The 14,046-nt window shown below is 73.9% G+C and carries 14 protein-coding genes; 9 read left to right on the top strand and 5 right to left on the bottom strand.

Features of this window, described 5'->3' with window-relative positions; translation table 11 throughout:
* The first annotated feature begins 56 nt into the window (after window positions 1-56).
* Together OG753_RS06745 and OG753_RS06740 are read left to right on the top strand one after the other, a co-directional pair.
* Complete coding sequence (locus OG753_RS06745; protein ID WP_327260873.1) at window positions 57-656, top strand: XRE family transcriptional regulator; 600 nt, start codon at window positions 57-59, stop codon at window positions 654-656.
* Between the two features lie 183 nt (window positions 657-839).
* The gene (locus OG753_RS06740; RefSeq protein ID WP_327260872.1) at window positions 840-3,572 is read left to right on the top strand and encodes a DNRLRE domain-containing protein; all 2,733 of its coding nucleotides are present in this window, start codon (window positions 840-842) and stop codon (window positions 3,570-3,572) included.
* Window positions 3,573-3,645: 73 nt separating this feature from the next.
* Here the strand turns inward: OG753_RS06740 and OG753_RS06735 are convergent, their stop codons facing one another.
* On the bottom strand, window positions 3,646-4,074 hold the full coding sequence (locus OG753_RS06735) for a DUF3224 domain-containing protein (protein WP_405787622.1): 429 nt from the start codon (window positions 4,072-4,074) through the stop codon (window positions 3,646-3,648).
* 101 nt (window positions 4,075-4,175) lie between these two features.
* On the opposite strand from OG753_RS06735, the gene OG753_RS06730 reads away from it, so the two are divergent.
* Both OG753_RS06730 and OG753_RS06725 read left to right on the top strand, forming a co-directional pair.
* Window positions 4,176-5,138 carry a transcriptional regulator gene (locus OG753_RS06730; protein ID WP_327260870.1) on the top strand — a complete coding sequence of 321 codons (963 nt, stop codon included), beginning with the start codon at window positions 4,176-4,178 and terminating at the stop codon, window positions 5,136-5,138.
* Window positions 5,139-5,174: 36 nt separating this feature from the next.
* Complete coding sequence (locus OG753_RS06725) at window positions 5,175-5,645, top strand: GNAT family N-acetyltransferase (protein ID WP_405787621.1); 471 nt, start codon at window positions 5,175-5,177, stop codon at window positions 5,643-5,645.
* Here the strand turns inward: OG753_RS06725 and OG753_RS06720 are convergent.
* Window positions 5,632-6,159 carry a hypothetical protein gene (locus OG753_RS06720; RefSeq protein ID WP_405787620.1) on the bottom strand — a complete coding sequence of 176 codons (528 nt, stop codon included), beginning with the start codon at window positions 6,157-6,159 and terminating at the stop codon, window positions 5,632-5,634. The two genes, OG753_RS06725 and OG753_RS06720, sit on opposite strands and share 14 nt — an antisense overlap.
* Window positions 6,160-6,255: 96 nt before the next feature.
* Here OG753_RS06720 and OG753_RS06715 point away from each other — a divergent pair, with 96 nt between their 5' ends.
* Window positions 6,256-6,552, top strand: coding sequence for a hypothetical protein (locus tag OG753_RS06715; RefSeq protein ID WP_327260867.1), 297 nt, complete (start codon window positions 6,256-6,258; stop codon window positions 6,550-6,552).
* 63 nt (window positions 6,553-6,615) lie between these two features.
* Here the strand turns inward: OG753_RS06715 and OG753_RS06710 are convergent, their stop codons facing one another.
* On the bottom strand, window positions 6,616-7,458 hold the full coding sequence (locus tag OG753_RS06710; RefSeq protein ID WP_405792565.1) for a MerR family transcriptional regulator: 843 nt from the start codon (window positions 7,456-7,458) through the stop codon (window positions 6,616-6,618).
* A gap of 68 nt (window positions 7,459-7,526) precedes the next feature.
* Window positions 7,527-7,958, bottom strand: a complete 432-nt coding sequence (locus OG753_RS06705) for a hypothetical protein (protein ID WP_405787618.1) — start codon at window positions 7,956-7,958, stop codon at window positions 7,527-7,529.
* A 240-nt stretch (window positions 7,959-8,198) separates the two neighbouring features.
* Between OG753_RS06705 and OG753_RS06700 the strand changes: the two genes are divergently transcribed.
* Window positions 8,199-9,488 (top strand): MFS transporter, encoded by a 1,290-nt coding sequence (locus tag OG753_RS06700; protein ID WP_327260864.1) that lies wholly within the window; start codon window positions 8,199-8,201, stop codon window positions 9,486-9,488.
* 339 nt (window positions 9,489-9,827) lie between these two features.
* Entirely contained in the window at window positions 9,828-10,583 is a 756-nt protein-coding gene (locus tag OG753_RS06695) for a peptidoglycan-binding protein (protein WP_405787616.1), read from the top strand.
* Window positions 10,584-10,952: 369 nt separating this feature from the next.
* Here the strand turns inward: OG753_RS06695 and OG753_RS06690 are convergent, their stop codons facing one another.
* On the bottom strand, window positions 10,953-11,696 hold the full coding sequence (locus OG753_RS06690) for an SDR family NAD(P)-dependent oxidoreductase (protein WP_405787614.1): 744 nt from the start codon (window positions 11,694-11,696) through the stop codon (window positions 10,953-10,955).
* 190 nt (window positions 11,697-11,886) lie between these two features.
* On the opposite strand from OG753_RS06690, the gene OG753_RS06685 reads away from it, so the two are divergent.
* Complete coding sequence (locus OG753_RS06685) at window positions 11,887-12,963, top strand: RNA ligase (ATP) (protein ID WP_405787612.1); 1,077 nt, start codon at window positions 11,887-11,889, stop codon at window positions 12,961-12,963.
* 159 nt (window positions 12,964-13,122) lie between these two features.
* A complete protein-coding gene (locus OG753_RS06680; RefSeq protein ID WP_327266659.1) occupies window positions 13,123-14,040 on the top strand; it encodes an NADP-dependent oxidoreductase in 918 nt (305 codons plus the stop codon).
* Window positions 14,041-14,046: the final 6 nt, after the last annotated feature.

Here is a 14,046-nt window from a genome sequence, read left to right as displayed (position 1 = left end):
GGGGCCGGGCGGCAAACCTTGTTGCCGATTCCGGGACGCCCGAGTGGAATGGCCGTATGGACGACAAGCAGGCCCCGCAGCCATCTCCGCACCAGGCGGTCCTCGACGAGGTCGCCCCCCGGCTCAGGCGGCTGCGCGCCCGGCGCGGCCTCACCCTGGCCGCCCTCTCCGAGACCACCGGAATCTCGAAGAGCACCCTGTCCCGGCTGGAGTCCGGGCAGCGCCGCCCCAGCCTGGAACTGCTGCTGCCGCTCGCGGCCGCGTACCAGGTTCCCCTCGACGACCTGGTGGGCGCCCCCGAGGTGGGCGATCCCCGGGTGCGACTGACCCCCCGCACCCTGCCGAACGGCGGCACGGCCGTACCGCTGACCCGGGGCCCCGGGCCCCTCCAGGCGTACAAGATGCTCATCCCCGACCGGGGCGGCGAGCCGGACCCGCGGACGCACGAGGGCTACGAGTGGCTGTACGTACTGGAGGGCCGGCTGCGCCTCGTCCTCGCCGAACACGACCTGGTCCTCGGCCCCGGCGAGGCCGCCGAGTTCGACACCCGGCTGCCCCACTGGTTCACCAGCGCGGACGGGAGGCCCGTCGAGATCCTCAGCCTCTTCGGACGGCAGGGGGAGCGCATGCACGTCCGGGCGAAGCCCCGCGCGTGACGGCGGAACACGCGCACGGCCCGGAGTGATTTGGCATCCGATACGCCAAGTGGGATGAATCAAGCCGCAAATCGCTCTAGGGTGCGCCCGTAGGCATGGTTCCGGACTGCTGTTCGGTGGTTTTCGGCCATGACTCGCCCGGCCGCACCCTACGGCCGTACCGCACACTGAACTGGGGGATTCATGCGTAGATTCCGAGGGCCGGCGGCTGCTCTCGCCCTGTCCCTGGCGGGAACCGGCGCGGGGGTGGGCCTCGGCCTCGTCCCGCAGGCGGCGGCGGTCACCCCGCCCGTCGCGTTCACCGCCGACGCGCTGTCCACCTGGCAGCCCAACGGCGTCGTCTGGGCGCTCGCCGAGGCGGGCGGCCAGGTCTTCGCAGGCGGCACCTTCTCCACCGTGCGCCCGCCCGCCGGAGGCTCCGGAAGCGAGCAGTCGGCCGTGAACTTCGTGGCGCTCGACGCCGCGACCGGCGCCCCGACCTCCTGCGAACTGTCCTTCACCGTCGGCTCCGGCACCGCCACGGTCCGCGCGCTCGCCCTCTCTCCGGACAAGTCGACGCTCTACGCCGGCGGCTACTTCGGCGCCGTCAACGGCACCGCCGTCTCCAGCATCGCCGCCATCGACGTGGCGAGCTGCACCGTGAAGCAGGGCTTCCGCCCGGCCTTCGCGGCCACCGTCCGCGCCCTCGCCGTCACCGGTGACACCGTCTATGCGGGCGGCGACTTCCTCAGCGTCGCCGGCCAGCCCCGCCAGCGCTTCGCCGCAGTCGGCGCGGCCGACGGGGCGCTGAAGCCCTTCACCGCCGACGCCGACGAACCCGGGCGCGCCGTCGAGGTCACCCCGGACGGCAACAACGTGGTGCTCGGCGGGGACTTCTTCACCGTCAACGGCACGAACACGCACGCCCTGGCCGTCGTCGACGCGACGAGCGGTGCGCTCACCAAGTCGTACGCCGGTTTCATCGAGACCAACTCCGTTGTCAAGGACATAGCCACCGACGCGACCGGCTTCTACACCGCCAACGAGGGCACGGGCGGCGGCGTCTTCGACGGCCGGATCGCGCTGAACCTGCCCGACTTCGGCCAGCGCTGGCGCGACACCTGCCTCGGCGCCACCCAGGCCGTGCTGCCGCACCAGAACGTGCTCTACAGCGCCTCGCACGCGCACGACTGCTCCAGCGTCGGTGAATTCCCCGACGGCCAGCGCCACCACCTGCTCGCCCAGCCCACCAGTGGCACCGGCAAGCTCGGCTGGGCCCCCGACACCAACGACGGCATCGGCGAGGGCATCGGGCCGCGCGTGATGACGGTCGGGTCCAAGGGCGGCGTCCAGTACCTGTGGGTCGGCGGGGAGTTCACCACCGTCAACGGAGCGGCGCAGCAGAGCCTGACGCGCTTCGCCTCCACCGGGGACACCGGCGCGCCCACCGTGCCCGTGGCCAGCGCGGTCAGTTTCAAGCCGGGCGAGGTCCAGGTGCGCTGGCGCACCAGCCTCGACCTCGACGACAGCGCGCTGACCTACCGGATCCACCGGAACGGCGCGGCCACGCCGATCGCCACGGTCGCCGCCGACTCGCTCTTCTTCAAGCGGCCGCAGGCCTCCTGGACCGACACCACCGCCGCGGCGGGCCAGACGTACACCTACCGGGTGACGGCCACGGACGCGGCCGGCAACACCAGCGCCCTGTCCGCCACGGCGAGCGTGACCGTCCCCACCTCGGCGGAGGGCTACCCGAGCCGGGTCCGGACCGACGGGGCCGACCTGTACTGGCGCTACGACGAATCGGCCCTGCCCTTCGTCGCCGACTCCTCCGCCGGCGGCAACCAGAGCGGCGTGCACAACAACGCCCCCGCCCTGAGGCAGACGCCCGGCGCGGTCTCCGGGGCGAGCACGGCGATCGGATTCAACGGCTCCAACACCCACGTGTACGCGGACAAGCGGCAGGCGATCGGCAGCACCTACAGCGTCGAGACCTGGTTCAGGACGAACACCACCCGCGGCGGCAAGCTCGTCGGCTTCGGGAACAGCCAGGGCGGCACCAGCAACCAGTACGACAAGCACGTCTACATGACCAATGACGGCCGGCTGGTGTACGGCGTGTACACCGGAGCCACCCGCACCATCACCACCCCGGGTGCCTACAACGACAACCAGTGGCACCACGTCGTCGCCACCCAGGGGCCGGGCGGGATGACCCTCTACGTGGACGGCGCCCAGAAGGGCACGCTGAACGTCACCACGCACGAGAACTACTCCGGCTACTGGCGCACCGGCGGCGACAACCTCACCGCCTGGCCCAACCGCCCGACCAGCGACCACTGGGCGGGACAGCTCGACGAGACGGCCGTCTACCCGACGGTGCTCAGCGCGGCGCAGGTGCAGAACCACTTCACCCTCGCCACCGCCCCGGCCGACTCGGTGGTCCGCGTGACCGCCGCGGAGGACACCTACGCCAACGCCGGGGCACCCGGCACCAACTACGGGACCTCGGGATCGCTCGCGGTGCGCGGCACCTCGTTCTACGCGAGCTACCTGCGCTTCGACCTCCCCGCCGCGCCCGCCGGCACGGTCCTGAAGTCGGCGGCGCTCAGCGTGAAGACGAGCACGATGAGCGGCGCCGGCACGACGGACACCGTCTCGGTCGTCCCGGTCACCGGCTCGTGGAGCGAGGGCGGGACGACGTACAACAACCGCCCCGCACTGGGTGGCCCGGCGCTCGGCGCCTTCGCCGGGATCCCGGACGGCTCGGCGGTGCACACCACCGGGCTGACCACCGCGACCGTCGCGGCGGCGCTGGGCGGCAGCTACGGCCTGGGCCTGAGCAGCACAGGCACGGACGCCCTGTGGCTGTGGTCCTCCGAGGCTCAGGCCAACGAGGGGACACCGGAGCTGACGCTCACCTTCGGTGCGCCGTGACCTGACGGGTCCCTGAGGACGAGGGGGCGCGGACCATGACGGTCCGCGCCCCTTCGCGCACCCGAGTACGTGGCTACCCCACGGCGTACGTGAACATGTACTCGACCGAGGTGTCGCCGTGGCGGTACGTGAAGCCTCCGGAGCCCGTCAGTCCTGCGAGCTCCCCCGTGCCGGAGCCGGGGAGCGCCTCGAACCGGCAGACGGTGCCGCCGGCGTCGAAGCTGCCCCGCTCCTCCAGTACGAAGCTGCCCTTGCGGCCGTCGACGCTGCCGGCGACCAGTTCCATGCCGCTGTAGGAGCCGGTGTTCTCCCCGGTGTAGGCGATCGTGTAGTCGCAGGCGGTCTCCGAGGCCTCGATCCCACCGGTGAAGGCGTTGTTGACACGGGCGTGGGCGAGCCGCGGGACGGCGGTCGCGGCGGCCGGTTCGGCCGCGGAGCCGACGGGGCTCTCCTCCCAGTTGGCGAAGGTGAAGCGGCCACCGGTCTCTACGGGCGTGGGCATGACTGTCCTCTCGGCCGGCCGGACGGTCCATCCGTCCGGAGTGCCCCCAGGCTGGCAGCCGTACCTGACACCTTCTGTCAGGTACGGGCGACAATGGCGCCATGCGCGCCGACCGGCTCCTCTCCCTGCTCCTGCTGCTGCAGAACCGCGGCCGGATGACCGCGTCCCGGCTCGCCGCCGAGCTGGAGGTGTCGGTACGCACGATCCACCGCGACATCGACGCCCTCGGGGCGTCGGGCGTTCCCGTCCTCGCCGACCGCGGACCGGCCGGCGGATACCGGCTGGCCGAGGGCTACCGCACGCGCCTCACCGGCCTCACCGACACCCAGGCGGACTCCCTCTTCCTCGCCGGCGCCCCCACGGCCGCGCAGGAGCTCGGCCTCGGCGCCGACCTGGCCACCGCCCAGCTCAAACTGCAGGCCGCGCTGCCGGCCGCACTCGCCGAGCGGGCCCGCAGGATCCAGGGCCGATTCCACCTCGACGCCCCCGCCTGGTTCCGGGACGCCGACCCCGTCCCCCATCTCGCCCAGATCGCCCGGGCCGTCTGGGACCAGCACGTCCTGCGCACCCACTACCGCCGCTGGCGCGGCGAGGTACGGCGCGAGCTGCACCCCCTCGGCCTCGTCCTCAAGGGCGGCATCTGGTACCTCGTCGCCGACGTCGACGGCGCCGTACGGACCTACCGGGTCTCCCGGTTCCTGACCGTGGACACCGCCGCGGAGCGCTTCGAACGGCCCGCCGGATTCGAACTGGCCGCGTACTGGCAGGAGTCCACCAGCCGGCTGGATGCCGTACTCCACCAGCAGACCGCCGAACTGCGGCTGTCACCGCGCGGGCAGCTGATGCTGCCGATGCAGTTCGGGGCGGCGGGCACCCGGGCGCTCGCCGAAGCAGACCCGCCCGACGCCGACGGCTGGGTCCGGCTGCGCCTCGGCGTCGAGTCCCCGGCCGTCGCCGTCGGCGACCTGCTCCGCCTGGGCACGGAGGCCGAGGTGCTCGGCCCGCCCGAACTGCGCCGCGCCCTCGCGGAGACGGTGACAGCCCTGGCCCGACGCTACGCGTGAGGCATGCGCCGCCCGCGTCCCTCGTAGGGTGGGCGGATGGAGATCGAGCTGCGCGAGACGAACGACGACGACCTGGCCGTGTTCTGGGAGCAGCTGACACACCCGGAGCTCCGGCGGATGGCGGCGCTCACCAGGAAGTACCACTACGACCGGGGCCATTTCGACGCGCACTGGGCGAAGGTGCGCAACGACCCCGCCGTGACCCTGCGCACGGTGCTCGCCGACCGGGTCGTCGTCGGTCACGCCGCCGTGTTCGGGCCGCCCGGGGAGCGCGAGGTGACGTACGTGATCGGCCCCGGGCACTGGGGACGGGGGATCGCCACCCGGGCGCTGGCCGAGCTGATCCGGCTGGAGGACACCCGGCCCCTGCACGCCGGGGCGGTCTCCGACAACGCGGGCTCGATCCGGGTGCTGGAGAAGTGCGGGTTCGTCCTCACCGGCCGCACCCGCGACTACGCCAGGGCCCGCGGCGAAGAGGTGGACGTCGTCCTGCTCACCCTGCACTGAGCGGAGGCCCGCCCGGTCCGCCCGGTCCGCACGACCCGCCCTGCCCGCCCGGTGCCGCCGGCCGGCCCGGAGGTTCCACCTCCAGGAAGCGGCGCCGCCGAGGGCCCCGGTACAGCAGGCAGACCCAGCCCAGCCCTTCCAGTACCGCCGCGCAGGCCGTCAGCCGCTCCTGCTCCGCACCGGCCGCGCCACCGCCCGCAGGGCCGAGCCAGGTCACCTCCGCCCGCCCGGGCTCCGCCCCGGCTGCCACGCGGTATCCCGTCCGTGTGCGCCGCCCCTCCCCGTCCAGCGCCGACGGCGCGATCCCGGCCGCCTCCAGTACGAGGGCCACCGCGCGCGGAACCTGCCGTACCTCCCACGGCGCGGGAACCGCCTCGCCCGCCGGGCCGTTGACCAGACGGCGGATCTGCAGCAGCCCCTCGTAGGCGGTGCGCAGTTCTGCCTCGCGCCCGCCGGGCGGCTCGGCCGGGCCGTCGCCGGTAGCGGGCTCGAATCCCTGCCCGGGTACCGCCATCACTCACCACCTGCCCCGCCGTCTGAGTACCTCACGCCCAACGGCCTGAGTATCCACCCCGATTCCCCGGAGCCGCTCCACTGGTCGAATGGGGACATGACTTCAGACGCCCCGAGCAGCGTGGCTCCCCGCCCGCGCCTGCAACACGTGACCACCGCCGGCTCGGCCCTGGCCGTGGCCCTGGTCCCGCTCGTCGTCGGCGTCCTGTTCGCGAAGGCCATGGCCGCCGACCCGATGACCCCGGTCAATGCCCTGATCGCGGGCGGCGGCCAGCGGGCGGCGCTGCCGCGGGGCGAGTGGAAGCGGCGCGGGCACAACACCGTGCGCAGGCTGCGCACCGCGCAGCGGACCACCGCGCGGCGCTGCGCCCGTGCCTGCGGCCGCCGCCCCTGAGGCTCCGAGCCCACGCCCCGGCCCTGCTGCCCCCGTCCCGCCCCGCTCCGCCCCCGGCGGGCGTCAGGAGGTGGCGGCCAGCGGCTCCTGGAGTTCGGTGACCCACTGCTCCGGGTCCTCGGGGCAGGCCAGGCTCAGCTCGCGCGCGTACCCGGCCGAGCGGTGACCGTGCGCGTCGATCCACCGCGCCAGGGCCTGCGCCGTGGGCAGGACCCCGTCCATCGGGCCCCGGTGCACCACGGTCGCGGCCCGCTCCACCGCGGGCAGCGTGACGATGCGTATCCCACCCCCGAGGTCCTCGGCGCGGACCGAGGACGCCACCGGCAGTCCGGCGTGGACGAGGACGGCCGCTGCGGACTCCGTACCGGGCGCGTCCTCGTAGTAGGCGGTGCCGGGACCGGTCGGGACGACCCCGGCCGCCTCGACGCGGCGGCACAGCTCGTCGAAGAGCGGGCCGATGGCGGGGCCGATGTCCTGCGGTTCGTAGCTCGCGGCCGTAGCGGTCAGCTCGGCGAGCCGGACGGGCGGAAGGCTCTTCACGACGATGTCGTCGACGGGCATGGTTCCCTCGCTCTCGATGATCCGGAGCCTTGCCTCGACCTGGACGAGCCGGGCCGCCGCGGCGGCCATGGCGGTCTCCAGCTCCGCCTGCCGCAGTCGCAGCATGCCGCGCAGCTCCTCCGCGCCCACCCGCTCGTCGAGGATCGACCCCACCTGGTCGAGGCTGAAGCCGAGTTCCTTGAGCGCGATGACACGGTTGAGGCGGGCGAGCTGCCCGGCCTCGTAGGAGCGGTAGCCCGTGAACGGGTCGACACGGGCCGGGCGCAGCAGTCCGAGGGCGTCGTAGTGACGCAGCATGCGGACCGACACCCGGCCGTGCTTGGCGAAGTCTCCGATGGTGAACATGATGCGCTCCACTACAAGGTCTGACACAGGGAGAGGGTCAAGCGTCTCACCGGGTACGGACGCGGTGGTCAGTGACCGTACTGCCGCAGGCACAGGTCGACGATGGACGGCGGTACCGCGCCCTCCGCGACCGCGCACAGCTGGTCCAGGCGGGGAGGGGGCGCCGGCCGCCGACGCGGATGGGCCGTGGCCGGTCCGGGCAGCCGCTTGCGCCGGGGCAGGGGCGCCGCCTTCGCGGGGGCCCGCTCCCGCGAAGGCTCGCGCTCCGGGGCGGACTTCGGGGGCGGCTTCGGGCCCGGGGCCGGGTTCGCGGGGGGTCTCTCGGCCTGGGGCAGCGCCCCCAGCGGCAGGGCCGGGGGAGCCGGGACCTCGGACGCCTCGGCGGGCGGTACGGATCCCCGTACGGGAGCCGGATCCGCATCCTGTGGTCCGACGGAGACGCAGCCGGTGCTCGCGAGGAGCACGACGAGGGAGAGGGGCACGGCCCGGCGTAACTGCATCCGACCACCTTGCCGTACCGCCGGCCCGGCCCGGCTCCGCCCTCACGCCTGTGGGTGACAACGGCCGGGGTGACGGCGGCTTCGGCAGCAAGCGGCCGGGCGGCAAGGCCGGGGCCTGTGGGAAGGGCAGGGGCCTGTGGGAAATTGGAACGGCAGTACGGGTGAAGGGGGAGGCGCGACCCCCCGGCTCCCCGTGCCGTGGTGTCCTGCCCGCCGATCGCCCGTACGGAGAACCGATCCATGACCTCAGCCGCCGCGCCCGGCAGCCATCCCGCGCCGCCCCCCGAGTCCGGCCCGCCCGGGGAGCCGAAGTCCACGGCCCGGCCGGGAGCCGCATTCCCGCCCTCAGCCGGCTCCCCACCGGGAGACGGGACCGCTCCGTGGAAGGGCTGGGCGGCCGTCTGCGCCGTCTCGCTCGGAATCTTCTGCCTGATCACCTCCGAGCTGCTGCCCGTCGGGCTGCTCACCCCCGTCGGGACCGACCTCGGCGTGTCCGACGGGACCGCCGGCCTGATGGTCACCGCACCCGGGCTGGTCGCCGGTTTCTGTGCGCCGCTGGTCACCGTCGGCGCCGGCCGGCTCGACCGTCGGCTCGTCCTGTGCGTGCTCATCGCCCTGATGGTCGCCGCCAACCTGGCCGCCGCCCTCGCCCCCGGCTTCGCCGTCGTCCTGGCGGCCCGGCTGCTCGTCGGAGTCAGCGTCGGCGGGTTCTGGGCCATCGCGGGCGGACTCGCCGTACGCCTCGTGCCCGAGCGCCACGTCGGCCGGGCGACCGCGCTCGTCTTCGGCGGTGTGCCCACCGCCTCCGTGCTCGGCGTCCCCGCCGGCACCCTGCTCGGCGAAGTCATCGGCTGGCGCGCCGCCTTCGCGGCGGTCGGCGGCCTCGGCCTGGTCACCCTGACCGCCCTCCTCCTGCTGCTCCCCCCGCTGCCGCCGACCCGGCACGTCGCCTTCCCCGAACTCCCCGCCCTGCTCCGCGAGAACCGCGCCGTGCGGGCCGGGGTCGTCGTCACCTTCCTCGTGGTGACCGGGCAGTTCGCCGCCTACACCTTCGTCCGACCGATCCTGCAGGACGTCTCCGGCATCGACGCCGGCTGTGTCAGCACCCTGCTGCTCGGCTACGGCGTCGCGGGGGTCGCCGGCAACTTCCTGGCGGGGGCGCGAGACGCGTACCGCACCCTGCTCGTCGTCAGCTCCTCCCTCGCCGTGATCCTCGCGCTGATCGCCGTCCTGCCGGGACCCGTCGCCGGGACCGTACTGCTGCTGGCCTGGGGACTCGTCTACGGAGGGGTCTCGGTGAGCGTGCAGGGCTGGATGATCAAGGCGGCCCCGGAGGCGCCCGAGGCCGCTTCCTCGCTGATGGTGGCGATGTTCAACTTCGCCATAGCGGCAGGTGCGCTGGGTGGCGGTCTCGCGGTCGACGGCATCTCCGCCCCCGCCGCCCCGCTCGGCGGAGCCGCCCTCATGCTCGCGGCCGCCGGTACCGTCTGGGCCACGGCGATCCGCCGCAAACCCGGCACTCCCGGCTGACCGGTGGGGCGCGGCGGGAGGGACCGCTCACGCCGCGCCCGACAGTTCGGATGGATGGGGCCGGATCGGACATCCGGCTTGACCCGGCGCCCGCCGGAGGGCGAGAGTGCGCCGATCGAGGACCACTGCACCAGCCGCACTTCGGAGATACGCCAGATGTCCATGTCCGTTCGCTCGTCGGCCGCCCCGGCCGCACCCGGTGGTTCTCCCGTACGCGGCACGCCCGCCACGCCCGCCACTCCCGGCACGCCCGCCGCCCGGCGGCACGGAGCCTGACAGGCCGGACGGGGGCCGGCGCCGCACCGCCGCGTCGGTCCCCGTCCCCGCCGGGAGACCACCATGTCCCAGGACCCTGATGAGAGCGGGATCGTCCCCGACGACCACCTGCTCGTACGCCCGTACGTCGCCCCCTCGGGCCGACCGTCCCCGTCGGCGGCGGCGCCGCCCGCATGGCCGCAGGCCGGCCCGCTGGCCTTCCCCGGCCCGGCGCGCGGCCCGTACCCCGGCGACGTTCCCGATGCCGCTCCCGTTCGCGTTCCCGATGCCGCCCCTGTTCCGGCCCCCGCCGCTGCCCCCGCCCACGCTGCCGGCCGCAGCAGGCTTCCGCTCGCCGTCCTCAGCCTGCTGGCGCTCGCCGCGGCGGGCGCCCTGGTGCTCTGGCTGAGCGGCCCCGACCCGGAGCCGCTCCGGGCCGGGGCGCCCGCCGAGCTGTCCGTCCCGGTGCTCCCGGACCGCGGCCCGGATTCCGGCGCCGATGCCGACGTACCCCGTCCCACCGCGTCCGTACGGTCCGGTGCGCCCACGGCCTCGCCCAGCGCCTCGGCCACCGGCCGGGGCCCGCAGGAGCCGCCCTCGCCGAGCGCTGCGGCCCCGGGCCCGTCCGGCTCCTCCGGAACGCTGCGGATGGGGGATCGCGGGCCCGAGGTGCGCGCCCTGCAGGAGCTGCTCCACGGGCAGGGGTTCACGTACGTCTCCGTCACCGGCGTCTTCGACGGGCAGACCAAGCGGGGCGTCAGCCAGCTGCAGCGCGACCGCTCCATCAAGGGCGACCCCAACGGCGTCTACGGCCCGGCCACCCAGGCCGCGATGCGGTGACCGTCCGCCGTGCCCGGCGGCTGCGCGGGCCGATGGGACCCCACCAGGGTTGAACGCGTTCAGTTCTTCTGTCAGGCTACGGAGCGGCCGCAGGAGCGGGCGATGCCGAAAGGCTCGTTCCTGGGGGATCTGCACCTGCGCCCACGGGGGTTTCATGTCCGTCCCGGTCCCACCGCCCGGCCCGCCGCTGCCCCCGCACCCCCGGCCGGTGCCGGCGCCACGTCCTGCGCCCGTGCCGGACGAGCACAGCGTGGCGAAGGCCTTCGCGTTCTCCTGCCTCGGCGCAGTCGCCGGCACGCTGGTGCTCCTCTGGCTGCTGTGCCTCTGGTACTGGCCATGAGCCCCGGACCGGACGGCGGCGGGACCTGATCAGCGGCCGCCCGAGACGCGCAGCACGGTGCCCGTCGTGTACGAGGCGTCCGCGGACAGCAGCCAGGCGATCGCCCCGGCGATCTCCTCGGGCCGGCCCGGCCGGCCGAGCGGGATGCCGGCCGCGGCGCGCGCCGGACGGTCGGGATCGCCCATCGCCGCGTGCATGTCGGTCTCGATGATGCCCGGCGCCACGGCGTTGACCCGGATCCCGTCCGGGCCGAGTTCCTTGGCGAGCCCCACCGTGAGCGCGTCGGTGGCGGCCTTGGTCGCCGCATAGTGCACGTACTCACCGGGGCTGCCGAGGGTGGCGGCCGCGGAGGAGACGTTCACGATCGCCCCGCCCCCGCCCGCCGCCATGTCCCGGGCGGCCCGGCGGCAGCACAGCAGGTACCCGAGGAGGTTCACCTCCACGACGCGCCGCAGATCCTCCGTACGCGCATCGGCGAGCCGGCCCAGCGGGCCGGTCACCCCGGCGTTGTTGACCAGGCCGGTCACCCCGCCGAGTTCGGCGCCCGCGATGTCGAAGAGCCGCTCGACGGCGCACTCCTCGGAGACGTCGCCGCGCACGGTCACACAGCGGGCCCCGGTGGACCGCACGCGCCGGGCGACGGCCTCCGCCGCCCCCGCGTCGCGGGTGTATCCGAGCGCCACATCGTGTCCGTCGGTGGCCAGTCGCAGACAGGTCGCCGCCCCGATGCCTCTGCTGCCACCGGTGACGACGGTGATGGGACGAGGGGACATGGGGCCTCCTGCGTGACGGCGGGTCGGGGCGGCAGGCTAACACCGCGATAATCGCTGGACCAGCGGAAATGGCGGGAAGCAGAGTGGAGTTCACCGACGCGGCGCACCACCGGGCGCGCGTCGCCCGCGATGCGTCGGCCGTCACACGTCGTCCGCCGTCCGTGTCCCCGAGGAATGCTGGAGCCGCCCCATGTCGACCCTGCGAGTCACCGCCGAAGAGCTGACCGTCCACGAACATCCGAACGCCGACGCGCTGGAACTGGCCCAAGTGGGTCTCTACCGTGCCGTGATCGCCAAGGGTGCCTACCGCACCGGCGAGTTCGCGGTCTACATCCCCGAACAGGCCGTGCTGCCCGCGGATCTGATCGAGGAGCTCGGTCTCACCGGGCGGCTCGCCGGCGGCTCCGCCGACCGGGTCAAGGCGGTCCGGCTGCGCGGCGAACTCTCGCAGGGCCTGGTCTGCAGGCCGCGCGCGCTCGCCGACGTCGACCTGGCCCAAGCGGCCAAGGAGGAAACGGACTTCGCCGAGCTGCTGGGCATCACCAAATGGGCCCCGCCCATACCCACGACCATGAACGGCGACGTCGAAGCCGCCGCCGACCTGATGCCGTGGGTCGACATCGAGAACCTCCAGCGCTACCCGCACATCTTCGAGCCCGGCGAGCCCGTCGTCCTCACCGAAAAGCTGCACGGCACCGCCTGCCTGTTCACGTACGTGGCCGAGGGAGGGCGGTCCTTCGTCTCCTCCAAGGGGTTCGGTTCGAAGGGACTGGCGCTCAAGGAGGACGAGCGCAACCTCTACTGGCGGGCCGTGCGCGGCCATGACGTACCCGCCGTCGCGGCGGCCCTGGCCGAACGTCTCGGCGCGACCCGGGTCGGGATCTTCGGCGAGGTGTACGGCAAGGGCGTCCAGGACCTCTCGTACGGGACCGACGTACGCACCGCCGACGCGCCGCCCGGATACGCCGTCTTCGACGTGTCCGCCGAGATCGACGGCCAGGTGCGCTGGCTGGACCCGGCCGCCGTACTGACGGAAGGTGAGCTCCCGCTGGTGCCACGGCTGTACGAGGGCCCGTACGACCTCGACACGGTGCTGGAGCTGGCGAGCGGCCGCGAGACGGTCTCCGGGAAGGCCGTGCACCTGCGCGAGGGCGTCGTCATCCGGCCGTCGGCGGAGCGCTACAGCCCGGTCGTGGGCGGCCGCGCCATAGCCAAGGCCGTCAGCCCGGCCTACCTGACCCGCAAGGGCGGCACCGAGTACGAGTGACCGGCCCGCCCGGTGCCGCACCGTGCCGCGCCGCGCCGCGCCCGCCCCGCCTCGTGGGGCGGGCGCTTCGTGCATGGTGGGATGAAGCGGGGGGCGGATCCACCAGCACACGGAGAGGTCGGTCAGATGTCCCAGCCGGGCGGCAGCACTCAGGAAACCATGCGGGCAATGGCGTACGAGACCTACGGCGGGACGGAGGTGCTCTCCGATACCCGGCTGCCGATGCCCAAGCTCGGACCCGGTGAGGTCCTCGTCAGGGTCAAGTGCGCCTCCGTCAATCCCGTCGACTGGAAGATCATGGCGGGCGGGCTCGATCCCCTCATGGACATCGTCTACCCGGTGGTCCCGGGCTGGGACGTGTCCGGCACCGTCGAGCGCGTCGGCATCGACACCCCCGAGTACGCCGAGGGCGACGAGGTCATCGCGTACGCCCGCAAGGACTACGTGCACGGCGGGACCTTCGCGGAGTTCGTCACCGTGCCCGTACGCGCCCTCGCGCACAAGCCCACCTCGCTCAACTGGGCCGAGGCCGCCGGACTCCCGCTCGCCGGGCTCACCGCCTACCAGCTGCTCACCCGCCTCGGCACGGGCAAGGACGACACCGTCCTCATCCACGGAGCGGCGGGCGGTGTCGGCTCCTTCGGCGTGCAGATCGCCCGCGCACTGGGCGCCCGCGTCATCGGCACCGCCTCGCCCCGCAACCACGACCGGGTGCGCGAACTCGGCGCCGAACCCATCGAGTACGGGGACGGCCTCGCCGAGCGCGTACGGGCCCTGGTACCCGATGGCCCCACGGTCGTCGCGGACTTCGTCGGAGGCGTCGGCGCCGTCACCCGGGAGGTGCTGCACGACGACGGGCGGCACGCCTCCATCGCCGATCCCAGTGTGCTCGGGGCGGGCGGCGAGTGGATGTGGGTCCGCCCGGTCGGCAGCGACCTGGCCGAACTGGGCAGGCTCGCCGACAGCGGGCAGCTGAAGGTTCCGGTCGCCACCACCTTCCCGCTGGGCGAGCTGGCGGCCGCCTTCGAACTGAGCCAGGGCGGACACACCGCGGGAAAGATCATCATCGAGATCTGATCCCGG

Origin of the sequence: Streptomyces sp. NBC_00029 (assembly GCF_045160505.1) — a bacterium.
Classification (GTDB): Bacteria; Actinomycetota; Actinomycetes; order Streptomycetales; family Streptomycetaceae; genus Streptomyces.
This window is presented reverse-complemented; position numbering and strand designations above follow the sequence as displayed.